Annotated in this window: 13 protein-coding genes; 6 read left to right on the forward strand and 7 right to left on the reverse strand. The window is 66.1% G+C overall.

Translation table 11 applies throughout. The features are described from left to right. Positions 1-135: 135 nt before the first annotated feature. Positions 136-2,196: a transketolase gene (gene tkt / locus FOS14_RS18305; RefSeq protein WP_143772257.1), complete on the forward strand. Its 2,061-nt coding sequence runs from the start codon at positions 136-138 to the stop codon at positions 2,194-2,196. A 17-nt stretch (positions 2,197-2,213) separates the two neighbouring features. Here the strand turns inward: tkt and FOS14_RS18310 are convergent, their stop codons facing one another. After that, positions 2,214-3,179: a quinone oxidoreductase gene (locus FOS14_RS18310; protein ID WP_143772258.1), complete on the reverse strand. Its 966-nt coding sequence runs from the start codon at positions 3,177-3,179 to the stop codon at positions 2,214-2,216. 116 nt (positions 3,180-3,295) lie between these two features. On the opposite strand from FOS14_RS18310, the gene FOS14_RS18315 reads away from it, so the two are divergent. Then, complete coding sequence (locus FOS14_RS18315) at positions 3,296-3,625, forward strand: hypothetical protein (protein WP_143772259.1); 330 nt, start codon at positions 3,296-3,298, stop codon at positions 3,623-3,625. A 39-nt stretch (positions 3,626-3,664) separates the two neighbouring features. Here the strand turns inward: FOS14_RS18315 and FOS14_RS18320 are convergent, their stop codons facing one another. Genes FOS14_RS18320 through mptB form a run of 4 tightly spaced genes read right to left on the reverse strand, consistent with a single transcriptional unit; the run spans position 3,665 to position 8,064 of the window. Continuing rightward, positions 3,665-4,651, reverse strand: a complete 987-nt coding sequence (locus FOS14_RS18320) for a heme A synthase (protein WP_143772260.1) — start codon at positions 4,649-4,651, stop codon at positions 3,665-3,667. Positions 4,652-4,676: 25 nt separating this feature from the next. Continuing rightward, a complete protein-coding gene (locus FOS14_RS18325; RefSeq protein WP_143772261.1) occupies positions 4,677-5,453 on the reverse strand; it encodes an ABC transporter permease in 777 nt (258 codons plus the stop codon). Further along, complete coding sequence (locus FOS14_RS18330) at positions 5,450-6,403, reverse strand: ABC transporter ATP-binding protein (RefSeq protein WP_143772262.1); 954 nt, start codon at positions 6,401-6,403, stop codon at positions 5,450-5,452. The genes FOS14_RS18325 and FOS14_RS18330 overlap by 4 nt, the downstream gene beginning before the upstream one ends. Next, positions 6,400-8,064, reverse strand: coding sequence for a polyprenol phosphomannose-dependent alpha 1,6 mannosyltransferase MptB (gene mptB / locus FOS14_RS18335; RefSeq protein WP_370512260.1), 1,665 nt, complete (start codon positions 8,062-8,064; stop codon positions 6,400-6,402). Before mptB ends, FOS14_RS18330 begins: the two co-directional genes overlap by 4 nt. A 134-nt stretch (positions 8,065-8,198) precedes the next feature. Here mptB and FOS14_RS18340 point away from each other — a divergent pair, with 134 nt between their 5' ends. Next, positions 8,199-10,013 (forward strand): patatin-like phospholipase family protein, encoded by a 1,815-nt coding sequence (locus FOS14_RS18340; protein ID WP_143772263.1) that lies wholly within the window; start codon positions 8,199-8,201, stop codon positions 10,011-10,013. Here FOS14_RS18340 and FOS14_RS18345 read toward each other — a convergent pair. Beyond that, the gene (locus FOS14_RS18345) at positions 10,010-11,194 is read right to left on the reverse strand and encodes a hypothetical protein (protein ID WP_143772264.1); all 1,185 of its coding nucleotides are present in this window, start codon (positions 11,192-11,194) and stop codon (positions 10,010-10,012) included. The genes FOS14_RS18340 and FOS14_RS18345 overlap by 4 nt on opposite strands. Then, on the reverse strand, positions 11,191-11,415 hold the full coding sequence (locus FOS14_RS18350) for a hypothetical protein (RefSeq protein ID WP_143772265.1): 225 nt from the start codon (positions 11,413-11,415) through the stop codon (positions 11,191-11,193). The genes FOS14_RS18345 and FOS14_RS18350 overlap by 4 nt, the downstream gene beginning before the upstream one ends. On the opposite strand from FOS14_RS18350, the gene FOS14_RS18355 reads away from it, so the two are divergent. The 3 genes from FOS14_RS18355 to sufD are packed head-to-tail and all read left to right on the forward strand — an operon-like array spanning position 11,414 to position 14,952. Further along, a complete protein-coding gene (locus FOS14_RS18355) occupies positions 11,414-12,292 on the forward strand; it encodes a metalloregulator ArsR/SmtB family transcription factor (protein ID WP_143772266.1) in 879 nt (292 codons plus the stop codon). The genes FOS14_RS18350 and FOS14_RS18355 overlap by 2 nt on opposite strands. Then, on the forward strand, positions 12,289-13,743 hold the full coding sequence (gene sufB / locus FOS14_RS18360; RefSeq protein ID WP_143772267.1) for a Fe-S cluster assembly protein SufB: 1,455 nt from the start codon (positions 12,289-12,291) through the stop codon (positions 13,741-13,743). The genes FOS14_RS18355 and sufB overlap by 4 nt, the downstream gene beginning before the upstream one ends. Continuing rightward, positions 13,744-14,952, forward strand: coding sequence for a Fe-S cluster assembly protein SufD (gene sufD, locus FOS14_RS18365; protein WP_143772268.1), 1,209 nt, complete (start codon positions 13,744-13,746; stop codon positions 14,950-14,952). The last annotated feature ends 1 nt before the right edge of the window (position 14,953 follow it).

Below are 14,953 nucleotides of genomic sequence, written 5' to 3' on the forward strand. Positions count from 1 at the left end.
TCGACGAGGAGCCAAGCCCCGTTCTCGCTGGTCGCAATCTGCGAACCGTTTGCTTGTTTCCCGCGCGTAGGTGATGCGGGCCTGTAAGGATTGCCGTGGAGTTGTGATCTTCGACACGAGCAAGGAACACCTCAGATGACGGCAGTGGTTGCGGGTCCGGAAATCGATTCGATCAGCGTCAACACCATTCGCACGCTCTGTATCGATGCGGTTCAGGCGGCCAACTCCGGGCATCCGGGCACCCCGATGGCAATGGCGCCCGTCGTGTACACGCTGTGGCAGCGCGTTTTGCGGTTCGACCCGGCCGATCCCATCTGGCCCAACCGGGACCGCTTCGTTCTGTCCGCCGGTCACGCCTCGACGTTGCTCTACTCGATCCTGCATCTCACCGGTGTGCAGGCGGTCGACGCCAAGTACGAGACCGTGGGCAAGCCCTCGGTTGAGCTCGACGACCTGAAGAAGTTCCGCCAGCTCGACTCCAAGTGTCCCGGGCACCCCGAGTATCGCTGGACCTCCGGCATCGAGTGCACGACCGGCCCGCTGGGCACCGGGGTGGCCACCAGCGTCGGGATGGCGATCGCGAGCAAGTGGCTGGCGGCCACCTACAACCGCCCGGGCCACGACCTGTTCGGCTTCAATGTCTATGCCCTCGCCGGAGACGGCTGCATGATGGAAGGCGTTGCCTCCGAGGCGGCTTCCCTTGCCGCACACCTGAAGTTGTCGAATCTGTGCTGGATCTACGACAACAACAAGATCACGATCGAAGGCGCCACGGACATCGCGTTCACCGAAGATGTGGCCACTCGGTTCGTCGGCTACGGGTGGAACGTCACGCGCGTCGGCGACGCCAATGACCTCGACATGCTCGGCCGGGCATTCCAGACGTTTGCCAACGAACAGCACCGCCCGACGCTGATTATCGTCGACAGCCACATCGCCTACGGCGCGCCCACGAAAGAGGGCACCGCGGCCGCACACGGGGAACCGCTCGGCGTCGACGAGGTGCGCGCCACCAAGGAGTTCTACGGGTTCCCGCCCGACGAGCAGTTCTACATCCCGGACGGGGTGTACGAGAACTTTGCCGACGGCATCGGCGCGCGCGGGGCAAAGCTGCATGCCGACTGGGAGGCGGCGTTCGAGCGCTACCGGGGCGAATTCCCGGATCTGGCCGACCAGATCGAGCGCATGCAGCGCCGGGAACTGCCCGATGGCTGGGATGCCGACATTCCAACTTTCCCGGCGGATCCCAAGGGCATCGCGTCGCGCGCATCCTCGGGACAGGTGCTCAACGCGCTGGCCAAGAACTACCCGTGGCTCATCGGCGGCGCAGCGGACCTGTCACCGTCGACCAAAACACGCCTGACCTTCGAGGGTGCCGGGGATTTGCAGGCCGACAACTACGGTGGCCGCAACCTGCACTTCGGCGTGCGCGAATTCGCTTCCGGCGCAATAACGAATGGGCTCGCGCTGTCGAAGATCCGGGCCTTCTGGTCAGGGTTCATGATCTTCTCCGACTTCGCCCGCGGCGCAATCCGATTGTCGGCCATCATGGAAATTCCGACTATCAACATCTTCACGCACGACTCGATCGGCGTGGGGGAGGACGGCCCGACGCATCAGCCCGTGGAGCAACTGCTGTCGTTGCGCGCCATCCCTGGCGTCCTGGTGATTCGCCCGGCCGATGCCAATGAGGTGGCCGAGGCCTGGCGACTCATCGCCGGACTGCAGCACGAGCCGGTCGCCCTGATCCTGTCTCGCCAGAATCTGCCGACACTCGACCGCTCTGTCTATGCGCCGGCCTCCGGGCTGGCGAAGGGCGCTTATGTGCTGGCGTCCGACGACGACCCAGAGGTGATCCTCATGGCGACGGGCAGCGAGGTCAGCCTCGTGGTCGAGGCCTACGAGCAGCTCACCAAGGACGGTATTCGCGCGCGCGTGGTCAGCATGCCGTGCCTGGAACTGTTCGCCCAGCAGCCCCAGGAGTATCGCGACAGCGTGCTACCGCCGTCGGTGCGAGCGCGGGTGGCGGTCGAGCAAGCGTCCACGCACGGCTGGCACCGCTACGTCGGCCTCGACGGCAAGGTCATCGGCATGGAGACGTTCGGCGCGTCGGCGCCGCTCAAAGAGCTGCTGACCAAGTTCGGGTTCACGCCCGAGAAGGTCGTGGAGGCAGCGCGTGAGGTCGCCGGGCGGTAAACCCGATCGACTGTGCCTCAGGGCAGCAAGACGATCGATCCGGTTGTCTTACGCCCCTCCAAATCCCGGTGCGCCCGCGCGGCGTCTGCTAGGGGATATGTAGCGCCAACCCGAACGCGTAGGGTGCCGTCGGCGAGGGCGTTGAAAACATCGCCCGCTCGCCAGCGCAGTTCTTCAGCGGTGCGGGTGTAGTGCGCCAGGGTCGGCCGGGTGACGAACAGCGAGCCCGCCGCGTTGAGCCGCTGCAGGTCGAAGGGCGGCACCTTGCCGCTGGCTGAGCCGAACAACGCAACCATGCCGCGGATCCGCACCGACGCGAGGCTTGCCTCGAACGTTGCCGCGCCGACGCCGTCGTACGCCACCGCGACGCCTTCACCGTCGGTGAGTTTGCGCACCTCATCGGCCAGGTCGTCGCCGTAGCGCAGCACTTGCCACGCACCGGCCTCCTTCGACAGCGCCTCCTTTTCGTCGGTGGACACGGTGGTGATCACCCGGATCCCGCGCGCGGCGGCGAGTTGGGTGAGCATCAGCCCGACTCCGCCGGCACCGGCGTGCACCAGAACGGTGTCGCCGTGTTGGGCGTTGTACACGGAATTCAGCAGGTAGTGCGCGGTCATTCCCTGCAGCAGGGCGGACGCGGCCTCCGGCTTGCCCACGGCATCCGGCACTGGCACCGCGTTTGCGGCGTCCACGGCAACAATTTCCGCGTAACTTCCCTCGGCCTCGGCCCACGCCACCCGATCGCCGACTTTCAGGTCGGTGACGTCCGCGCCGACCTCGGTCACCACTCCGGTGCCCTCTGAGCCGGGAATGTAGGGCAGTTCGCGCGGGTAGGCGCCGGTGCGGATGTAGGTGTCGATGTAGTTCACGCCGATCGCATCGGTCCGCACCAGGACCTGGTTGGCGCCGCACGCTGGCTCCGGAACCTCGACGGGACAAAGGACCTCAGGACCGCCGAGTTCGCTCACTTGGATGGCTCGCATGAGTTCTGTTCTACCCGACGGGAGTGTTCGGACGCTCCGAGGTGCAGTGTGGTCGTCGCGGAACAGCCATAGCCGCACACGTGAGGCGCATCGAACAACCAGTATCGTTGTCCGCTATGACGACCGAAGCCGTGACGAAGGCGCCCGCTGGCGTCGTGAAGTCAATCGAGAAGTTTTTGGCCGATCATGGCGGCACCGCGAAGGCGGTGTTGCAGCCGTTGGGCCGCGTCGGCGTGCGGATCACCCTCGTGGGTGCCGATGGCGTGCTCGGCGATCGCGTGGTCGCGACGATGGCCCAGGCGCGGGCTGCGGTCGATGAATTCGATGCCGTGACCATCACCGACTGGGTTCGTGATGTCACCGCGGTCGCCACCCCGCGCAAGGGTCACTGGCGAAAGATGGCCGGCTGGGTCGCCAACCAGACCAAGTTCCCGAAGCCGCGATAATCCGCCTGTGCGTGAAATTTCACCGGTGACGGTGAAATTTCACGCACAGGGGTAGGTCGCAGGAACTGTCGCGGCAGTGGTGGTTTCCGGCAGCGGCTCCCGGGTGCGGGTCGCTGCCCACAGCGCCGCGGTCGCGGCGGTGCAGGCCGCGGCGCCGCCGACGTGAATCGCCACCAGCGCCGACGGGACGTGCGTGAAGTACTGCACCACGCCAACCGCAGCCTGGGCGACGATCAGCACAATCAGCACCTGAAACCGCCGTTTGACGGCGGCAGACGCGTCGACCGCATAGAGGGCGAAACCCAGCCCGATGACGAGCGCAAGGTAACCGACGAGAAGTTCGGCGTGCGCGTGCACCAGCGTCACGATCTCGATATTCAGCCGCGGGACCGTGTAGGTGGCGCTCTGGTCTCCGGCGTGCGGGCCGGCGCCGGTGACCATCGTGCCTGCGACGAGCACAAAGCTCAGCACCACGCCGGCCAGGCCGGACAGCCAGCGCAGCGGGGTCGGCACGGTCGAGGTCTCCACCCCATCGTCGGGCGCGACGATCTTCGTGTACAGCAGCACCGACAGCCAGACCATCAGCATCGACGCGAGCAAGTGCACGGCCACGGTCCACCACAGCAACCCAGTGCGCACGGTGATGCCGCCGATGACCGCCTGCAGGACGGTCCCGGCCGGCATCAGCCAGGCGAAGACGAACACTTCGCGACGGCGGCGGGCGCGGGTCACCGCGAGCACGACGAGCGCCGCGCAGATCACCACCAGGAAGGTGAACATGCGGTTGGTGAACTCAATGGCTTGGTGGAAGCCGGCGACCTCGGCGTGCGGCACCGGGACGAAGCTGCCTGGGAAGCATTCCGGCCAAGTGGGGCAGCCGAGCCCGGATGCGGTCACCCGAACGATTGCGCCGGTGATCGAGATGCCGGCCTGCGACACGATGACTGCCAGCGCAATGAGTCGTTGGACGTGCGGCGACGGCAGCGGCAGCCGGTCGACGATCCGGAGGAAGCCGCGATAAAGCACGCTTCGATGGTAGAGGAGTGGGCAGCTAGAAGAACCGGAAGGTGCGGGTCGCGGCCCACCCGGCGAGCAGACCCCAGACGGCCAGGACGACGATGCCATACCAGTCCACCGTCAGGTCGAGGGCCTGTTTGAGCGCTTCGGCGAGCGCGCCCGACGGGATCAACCGAGCGGCGATCCGGAGCCATTCGGGCAGATTTGGGGCGAAGATCACACTGCCGATGCCGAGCAACACGAACCAGGCGATGTTGGCCAGTGCCAACACGACTTCAGCCTTGAGCGTGCCGCCCAGCAGCAAACCCAGCGCGGCAAAACACGCGGTACCGAGCAATATCAGCGCGGCACCGAGCAGCAGGCCGCCGATGCTGGGTCGCCAGCCGAGCGCAAATCCGATTGCCCCGAGCACCACTGCCTGCACCACGACGACGATGACCACCGCGACGCTCTTGCCGGCGATGATGCCCCACTTCGGCAACGGCGTCGCGCCGAGCCGCTTCAGCGCGCCGTAGCGGCGGTCGAACCCGACCGCGATGGCTTGGCCGGTGAACGCCGTGGACATGACCGCGACCATCATCACCGCGGGCACCACCGTGTCGACGCGATCGCTGCCCAAGGCGCCGAACGGCAGCAGGGTCAGACCCACCAGGATGGTGATCGGGATGAACATGGTGAGCAGCAGTTGTTCGCCGTTGCGCAGCAGCAGCACCAGCTCGAGCGTGCTCTGTGCCCGCAGCATGCGCAGCGGCGCGCTGGGGCGCGGATCGGGCGCGAAGGTGCCCGGGGCGAACCTGGTGGTCTCGGTCATCCGCGCAGCTCCCGGCCCGTCAGGTCGAGGAATACGTCCTCCAGTCGGCGCTGATCGACCCGCATGTCGGTGGTGAGCACGCCGATCCGCGCGCACCAGGCGGTGACGGTTGCCAGTACTTGCGGGTTGATGTCGCCCTCCACGAGGTAGCAGCCGGGGGTCGTCTCCCGCGGCGCGTACCCCTCGGGCAACGCGGCGGTCAACAATTCGAGGTCCAGTTTCGGTGGCGCGGAAAAGCGCAGCTGGCCTTCGGCTCCGCGGGTGGTGATCTCGGTGGGCGTTCCGGCAGCGACGATCCGGCCGTGGTCGATGATGATCAGTTCGTCGGCAAGTTGCTCCGCTTCGTCCATCATGTGCGTCGTCAGCAGCACGCTGACGCCGTCGCGGCGCAGCGCGTCGATGAGTTCCCACACGAGCAGCCTCGCCTGGGCGTCGAGGCCGGCGGTCGGCTCGTCGAGGAAGACCAGCTCGGGTCGCCCGACCAAGGCGCATGCCAGCGCGAGGCGCTGTTGTTGGCCGCCGGAAAGGCGACGGTACGGTGTCTTCGCGGCGTCGAGCAGTCCGAGGGAACGAAGCAGCCACTCGGGATCGAGCGGGTTGGCGGAGTACGACGCCACCAGATGCAGCATCTCGCCGGCGCGCGAGCCGGGGTACGCGCCGCCGCCCTGGAGCATGACGCCGATCCGCGGCCGCAGCGCCGCCGAGTCCGCGATCGGGTCGAGCCCGAGGATTCGGACCGTGCCCGCGTCGGGCCTGACGAACCCCTCGCACATCTCGACGGTCGTGGTCTTGCCGGCCCCGTTGGGTCCGAGCAGGGCGAGGACCTGAGCGCGCTCCACTTGTAGCGACAAACCATCGACCGCGGTCAGCGAGCCGTACTTCTTGACCACGCCGTCCAGACTCACGGCAGGGGGGTCCGACACCGCCGATCGGGAAACTTGCGCAGTCACGAGGATTCAGCGTAAGCCCCGCGGGCGGCATCAGCCGTTTCCGCCCCCGCGTCGACCCGCCAGGGCAGCCGGTTGCGGGTCGCCAGGATGAGGGTCCCGCAGACGATCACCGTGGCGATCGACGCCTGCACAATGGTGAATGGTTTGAACTCGGCGCCGTTCGGCATGAGAATCACGCTGACCAGCGAAGAGAACGCGATCGTCGGGATGCGGAACGCCGGGCGTGTCGCCCAGGCGGCCAGCGGAATCACCGCCCACAGCAGGTACCAGGGCTGGACCACCGGGAACAGCAGAACCATGGCACCGAGCCCGACGCCGAGTGCTCCGACGGCGTGCAAGCGTCCCGTGTAGGTCGCGATCAGCATTCGCAGTCCGATAAACGCCGCTACCAGCGCGGCGATCGGCCGGGTCAGGTTCAGTACGGCCGTCGTGTGGTCGCCGAGCCCGAGCAGGACTCCGCCGAATCCCGTGATGATGCCTATGGAGGTCGGCAGCGACATCCAGCTCCGCACTGCGTTGGCGGTCCCGAGGGTGTGGATCCAGCCGAAACCGAGTCCGCTGACCTCACTGACCGTGAATATCACTGCGGCAGAAATCACACCGAGCAATGCAGCGGACATGGCCAACGAACGCAGGCTGCGACCCCAGCGCCGGGCGAGCGCCATGCCGAGAAAACCCAGTGACACGATCGAGGTGATCTTGATGGTCGTCGACAACGCCATCAGCCCAGTCCCGGCCACCAGGTACCACATTTGTCGCCCGGCGATGGGCTGCGTCGACTCCACTGCCCGCAGGGCGATCTCGAATCCGGCCAGCATCAGACCCAGCATCAGTGCCTCGTTGTGCACGCCGGAAACGAGGTGAAACAGCAACAGCGGGTTCGCGGCGCCCAGCCAGAGCGCGCTCACACTCGCGACCCCGCACCGCCGCGCCAGCCGCGGGAGCGCCCACACGATCATGGCCACACCGGCCAGGGCGAGCAGTCGGTGCAAAAAGATGCCGACGACGATGTTATCCCCGGTCAGCAGGGAAATGCCCTTGCCCATCCAGAGGAACAGGGGGCCGTACGGCGCTGGTGTGTCGCGCCAAATGGTGGGGACCGTGCGAGTGAGCACGTGATCGACGCCGAGTGCGGGCCCGGGTCCGATCGCATAGGGGTCCATTCCGCGTGCGGCGATCTCGCTCTGGGCCAGATAGGAGTAGACGTCGCGGCTGAACATCGGCGGCGCCACCGCCAGCGGAATGATCCACAGCAGCAGGGTGCGGTCGAGTTGGCTGCGGCTCAGTCGCCGCGGCGGGGCGTCGGCGCCGGTCGTCCCGATGGCGAAGCGACCGAGCAGCAACCAGGCGAGCACCACCATGACCGTGCCGGTCATCGTCATCGTCAGCGCGGTGGTCAGCATCCGCGACGGCAGGCTGAGCACCCGGATGCCATAGACCGGGTTCTGCAGCACGGGTTGTGCTCCCGCACCCAAGGCGCCCATGGCCATCAGGACGGATCCGGTCGCGCCGAACCAGCGGATGTTGCGCAGCGCCACCAACTCGCGGGCATTGAGCCCGGGCGCCTCGGGTTCGTCACCGTGCAGGATCGCGACGGTATGTTCCGGAGCGACGTCGAGGCCGAAGATCCGGCGGGTTCGGGCGAGCAGTCGGCTGCGCACAGTGTCGGGTTCGTGCCCGACCGCGTGCGTCTCGGCAGCGTTCCTACTGCCCACCACCGCCATCACACTGAAGCAGCGTAGTCGGGTCCGCTGAAAGCCCGTACCGATCGACCGTCGATCACTACTCTGAGCGCGTGAGTGACGCCACCAACACCACGGGGATCGAATCAACCGCTGAGCTGGTCAAAATCCTTGCCCGTTCGCCGGAGTTGGCTGCATTGGGGGAAACCGGAATTGCCCAGCTGTGCGAGCGCGGTTCGCTGGACGAGTTGACCAGCGGCGCAATCCTGTATCGCGAGGGCGATCCGACCACCACGATGTATTTCCTCGTGCGCGGGCGGCTGCGGGTGACCGCGGAGGGAGCTGTGATCGGGTATCTCGATCGACTCGATCCAGTCGGAGCGACGGATCTGTTGACCGGCGGACCGCGCACGGCGACCGTGCAGGCGCTGCGCGACAGCGTCGTGCTCGGCATCGATGCGCCGTCCTATCTCGAACTCATGGACGCCCATCCGATCGGGCACCGAGCGTTTCTGCGGCGGGCGATCACCCAACTTCCGCTGGCAGTCAAGCGTGGCCGGCAGTCGCGATCCAACAACGCCCACGGCACCTTCGCCGTGATTCCGTCCAGCGGCGACGTACCGGTGCGCGTCCTTGCCGAGACGATGGTCCATCGCCTCTCGGGCTGGCCGGCCGCGCGGCTCATCACCGCTGAGCATGTCGACGCTGCCCTCGGGGAGGGAACCGCACGAGCGCCGCTGAGCGATGTCGAGGCATCGGCGCGGATCAACGATTGGCTCGACGACCTCGACCGCCGCCACGACTATCTGGTTTTCGCCGCCGATTCCGGTCGCGATGCGTGGGCCACGCGCTGCCTGCACAACGCGGATCGGGTGCTGGTGCTGGCGGAGGCCATCGCCAACCCGATGCCCATTCCAGCGTTGAGCGAACTGCAGGCCAACGGCATGGCGGCACCGGTCGAGTTGGTGCTGCTGCGTCCGGAGGGCGACCCCTCGCCACAGACGATGGCCTGGCGCGAGATCACCGGCGCGCGCGCCCACTATTTTGTACATCCTTGGGCGCCAAGCGAACTCGACTCGTTGGCGCGGCAGGTCACCAGTCGCGGCGTCACCTTGGTGCTGGGCGGCGGGGGAGCACGCGGTTTTGCGCACATCGGACTGATTCGCGCGATGGAAGAGATGAACATTCCCATCGACGTCACCGGTGGCACGAGCATGGGCGCATTCATCGCGGCCCTGTCGGCGTGCGGTTTCAACAGCATGGACATGGCCGAGATCTGTCGCGAGACATTCGTGCGTGCCAACTATCTCAACGACTACTCGCTGCCGCGGACCTCGCTGATCAAGGGAGAGCGGTTCGCGGCGCGGCTGCATTCGATCTTCGGTGACCGCATGATCGAGGAGTTGCGCCGAACCTATTTCTGCATCGGCACGAACCTGACTACTGGACAGGCGCTGGTCTGCGACCGCGGGCTGCTCTACCGCTGGATCGCGGTGAGCATGTGTGTGCCCGGCGTCGCACCGCCGGTCGCCTACGAGGGCGAATTGTTGTGCGACGGCGGGGTGGTCGACAACCTGCCCATCGACGTCATGCGTCGCCTCGAACGGGGAGTGGTGGTGGCCTGCAACGTCAGCACCGACGGCGCGCTGCGCGCTCCGGGCGCGGGAATCGGCGAACCGGACCTGCAGGCGCTGGTGAACTGGAAGGGCGCCACCAAGACCCCGTCGCTGGCCGAAATTCTCGTTCGCACCGCCATGCTGACCAGCTCGGTCGCGGTGGAGGAGTCAGCGATCAACGCCGACGCGTACATCCGTATGCCGGTCGATGACTTCGGCATGTTCGATTGGAAGCGGCTCGATGATCTGATCGCGCTCGGCTACGACCATGCGAGCGCGCAACTGTCCGCCATCAAGGAGACCCTGCTTTAGGCGGACGCGCCGACTGTCGGGCTCGTATCGATGCCGAGCGCCTTAGCCTCGTTGATGATCCGTTCGCACAGATTCGGATCGACCTGGCCGAGGCCGTAGACGATGCCGGTGAACTCAGCCTGCTTGTTCGCCGGCATCCGGGAGACGAGATTGAGCAGAATTCCCCAGTGTTCGCCGATCAGCGCAGCGTCGACCGCGACTCGCATGGAGGATTCCGGCATTTTGGCGATGATTCGGGCGACAGCCGAGCGGTTCTCGTCGCCCATTTGCGCCACCAGCGGCAGCACCAGACCCCACATCTCGAACTTGTCGGCGGTGCGCAGGATGTTTGCTTGGACGGCCTCGTCACGCAGCGGTGCTAGCTGCACCACCCGTTCCTGCGATTGCGGTGACATTGCCGAGACGACAGGCAGAACGTCGGCCCACAGATCCCGCCGGTCCACGGCAGAGATGTAGGCGTCGATCAACTGGTCATCCTGGGCGGCGAGGATGTCACCGAGCTCGCGTTTGAATCCGTAGCTGACATGCACGAGCAGCGAGAGGAACTCCGCAATGAGACCCTCAGGGTCCTCCTGGATGCGCATGAGCAAGCGCTGAATGCGCTCACTGGGGAGCATCCGGAAAATGTGGTCTACGCGGTTTTTGGACTCCATCAGGAATGCGATGCGCAGCAGCCTTGTTTCGTCGGAAATCGCTTCCTCAACTGCCAGAATCGTATCGTCGGACAGGAAGTCGACGAACCGGCTCATCGTGACGAAGTCGTCGCGCGAATCGAGTTCGAGGGCGATGTCGACGATCTTCGTGACCGGCAGCAGCTGAATGAGGTCACGCGCTCGCCGCGGGTCGAGGTGCACGCAGACGTCGGCCAGCAGCACCGGGTCGACGTGCTTGGCCAGCAGCGCACCTCGCCGAGCCGGTATGTCGACGACGATGCCCGCCGAGATGACCGGACTGATGTGGGTGGCGAGCCACCCACCGGCCCGGCTCGGCAGGCGTTCGGCGATGCGGGCGAGCCGGCGCAACAGCGGCCGGTCCTCTTCCAACAAATGTTCGGCGACGGCCTCCCGCAGCAGCCGCAATGGCTCGGCGTCGAGCGGGGAAAGGAACGCAACCTCGGACTGGTCGACGCCAAACAGATTCGCCAGTTTGACCAGTTCGGCGTCGGCGGCGAGCCGGCTCATCTGCGCCCCCTCGTCGCGAAGTCGTAGAGCTTGCCGATCGGCAAAAATTTCACGGACTCGATGATCGCGCTGCGCATCTCCGAGCGGTGCCGCACCCGAGCGGCCTCGATCAACTCGTTGAGCTTGGCGATGTCTTCGAGGCTGAGCTGACGCAACGCCGACTGCGCCGATGGTTGCAGCCGCAATTCCGAGGCCAGCCTGGTGCTCGAGGTGACTCTCATGGGTCAATCAAACCGGTTCCGGAAGGCCGTCGCAGCCAATTCGGTGTTAGTGAGGGCACCCTTGGTGGAACGGCGCGCGGAATTCCGTCACACTGGTGTTGTGAAAACCGCTCCCGAGCTCCCGGCCCGCGGGAGTTCTGTGCTTGCCGACGCGCACGGCGATGCCACGCACGAGGGTCAGACCCGTGCGGCTGTCGTCGATCTGCTGCTCGCGGACGGGCCGGTTTCAGCCACGGAGATCGGTGACAAGCTTGGCTTGACCGCCGCCGGCGTGCGGCGACACCTCGACGCGCTGATCGAGTCGGGTGAGGCGCGGCTGGTAACCCCGCCGCGCTGGCAACAACGAGGACGCGGACGCCCGGCCAAGCGGTATCAGCTCACCGCCAAGGGCAGGGGCCGGTTGGGCCACGCCTATGACGACCTGGCGGGTGCCGCAATGCGGCAGCTGCAGGCGATCGGCGGCGAGACTGCCATCGAGGACTTCGCCCGCGCACGGGTCCAGGCGATCGTCGCCGACGTGACACCGGTAGCCCAGCACGAACCGGAGCAACTCGCCGCCAAGGCCGACGAGATTGCGGACGCGTTCACCAGCGCAGGCTTTGCCGCCTCGACCCGTCAGGTCGGCGCCGGTGTGCAGATCTGCCAGCACCACTGCCCGGTATCGCACGTTGCCGAGGAATTTCCGCAGCTCTGCGAGGCGGAACTCGACGCTTTTCGGGAGTTGCTCGGCACCCACGTCCAGCGGCTGGCCACCATCGCCAACGGTGACTGTGCCTGTACGACGCACGTGCCGCTGATGCAACTGGACAAGACTTCCCCAACGCCCGGGGCTCAGCCCGCCCCGGCACCGACGAGCCTCCGGAAGGAGCACCGATGACGGTCACCGACCCCACGGTCACGGATCCGACCAAAACCGCGCCGCTGACGCAGGAGGAAGCGATTGCTTCGCTCGGCCGATACGGCTATGGCTGGGCAGACTCGGATGTCGCGGGCGCAAGCGCACAGCGCGGTCTCTCCGAGGCGGTGGTCCGCGACATTTCGGCGAAGAAGAACGAGCCGGAGTGGATGCTGGAAAACCGTCTCAAGGCGTTGCGCATCTTCGATCGCAAGCCGATGCCGAACTGGGGTTCCAACCTCGACGGTATCGACTTCGACAACATCAAGTACTTCGTCCGTTCCACGGAGAAGCAAGCCGCGAGCTGGGACGAGTTGCCCGAGGACATCCGCAATACCTATGACAAGCTGGGCATTCCGGAGGCCGAGAAGCAGCGGTTGGTCGCGGGTGTGGCCGCGCAGTACGAGAGCGAAGTTGTCTACCACCAGATCCGTGAGGATCTCGAGTCCCAGGGCGTGATCTTCCTCGACACCGACACCGGCCTGAAGGAACATCCGGAGATCTTCCGGGAGTACTTCGGCAGCGTGATCCCGGCCGGGGACAACAAGTTCTCCGCGCTCAACACGGCGGTGTGGTCGGGCGGCTCGTTCATCTACGTGCCGCCGGGCGTGCACGTCGACATTCCGCTGCAGGCCTACTTCCGGATCAACACCGAGAACATGGGCCAGTTCGAGCGGACGCTGATCATCGTCGACGAGGGCGCCTACGTGCATTACGTCGAAGGCTGCACCGCGCCGATCTACAAGTCGGACTCGCTGCACTCGGCGGTCGTGGAGATCGTCGTCAAAAAGGGTGGGCGCTGCCGCTACACGACCATCCAGAACTGGTCGAACAACGTCTACAACCTGGTGACCAAGCGGGCGAAGGCCGAGGCTGGCGCGACCATGGAGTGGATCGACGGCAACATCGGCTCGAAGGTGACCATGAAGTACCCGGCCGTGTGGATGACCGGGGAGCACGCCACGGGTGAAGTGCTGTCCGTGGCGTTCGCCGGCGAGGGTCAGCACCAGGACACCGGCGCGAAGATGCTGCATTTGGCACCGCACACGTCCTCGACCATCGTGTCGAAGTCGGTGGCGCGCGGCGGTGGCCGGGCGTCGTACCGCGGCCTGGTTCAAGTGCACAAGGGTGCGCACGGGTCGCGCTCGACCGTGAAGTGCGACGCGCTGCTGGTGGACACGATCAGCCGGTCGGATACCTACCCCTACGTCGACATTCGCGAGGACGACGTGACGATGGGTCACGAGGCCACCGTTTCCAAGGTGTCCGAGGACCAGCTGTTCTACCTGATGAGCCGCGGCCTCACCGAGGACGAGGCGATGGCCATGGTGGTTCGCGGTTTCGTCGAGCCGATCGCCAAGGAACTGCCGATGGAGTACGCGCTCGAACTCAACCGCTTGATCGAGCTGCAGATGGAAGGAGCGGTCGGCTAAGTGACTGCACAGAACGTGGCGGTCGCGGCTGAAGCGCGCCCAGCTGTCAACAAGGGTGAGGTTTTCACGTCGTTCGACGTGAGTGCCTTCGAAGTTCCGTCGGGTCGCGACGAGGCGTGGCGGTTCACTCCGCTGCGTCGCTTGCGCGGGCTCCATGACGGCACCGCGGTCGCCAATGGTGAAGCCACAGTGGAGGTTTCCGACGTTCATGGCGTTGCCGTGGCGACGGTGGATCGTGCCGACACCCGGCTCGGCGAGGCTGGCGTACCCGCCGACCGGGTTGCTGCTCAGGCATATTCGTCGTTTACGACAGCCACGATCGTCGAGGTGCCCAACGAGGCCACCATCCGCGAGCCGATCGTCGTGACCGTCACCGGTCCCGGGGCGGACAAGGTGGCGTTTGGCCACCTGCAGATCCGGCTGGGCCGCTTCGCCGACGCGACGGTGGTCATCGACCAGCGCGGCAGCGGCACCTACGCGGAAAACGTCGAGTTCGTTCTGGGCGACAGCGCGCAGCTTCGCGTTGTGGCGGTGCAGGATTGGGCCGACGACGCCGTGCACACCGCGGCACAGCACGTCAAAGTCGGCCGCGACGCGATGTTCCGGCACACCAATGTGACTTTGGGTGGCGACTTGGTGCGGATCACCGAAACCGTGCACTACGACGGGCCGGGTGGCGACGCCGAGCTGCTCGGGCTGTACTTCGCCGACGCCGGTCAGCACTTCGAGCAGCGACTGCTCGTGGATCATTCCAAGCCGCACTGCAAGTCGAACGTGCTGTACAAGGGTGCGCTGCAGGGCGATCCCGGCTCGGACAAACATGTGTCTGATGGTCGTTCCGCAGGCTCCACTCCTGACGCCCACACCGTGTGGATCGGCGACGTGCTCATCCGCGCCGAGGCAGAGGGCACCGACACCTTCGAGGTGAACCGCAACCTGGTGCTCACCGACGGTGCCCGCGCCGACTCGGTGCCCAACCTCGAGATCGAGACCGGCGAGATCGTCGGCGCCGGCCACGCCAGCGCCACCGGGCGCTTCGACGACGAGCAGCTGTTCTACCTGCGCGCTCGTGGCATTCCCGAAGATGTGGCGCGCCGCCTGGTCGTGCGCGGCTTCTTCCACGAAATCATCAACAAGATCGCGGTCCCGGACGTCCGCGAACGCCTCGAGGCAGCCATCGAGGCCGAACTGGCAGCGATTGGAGCCTGAA

The sequence above is a fragment of the Skermania sp. ID1734 genome (genome assembly GCF_007489285.1).
Classification (GTDB): Bacteria; Actinomycetota; Actinomycetes; order Mycobacteriales; family Mycobacteriaceae; genus ID1734.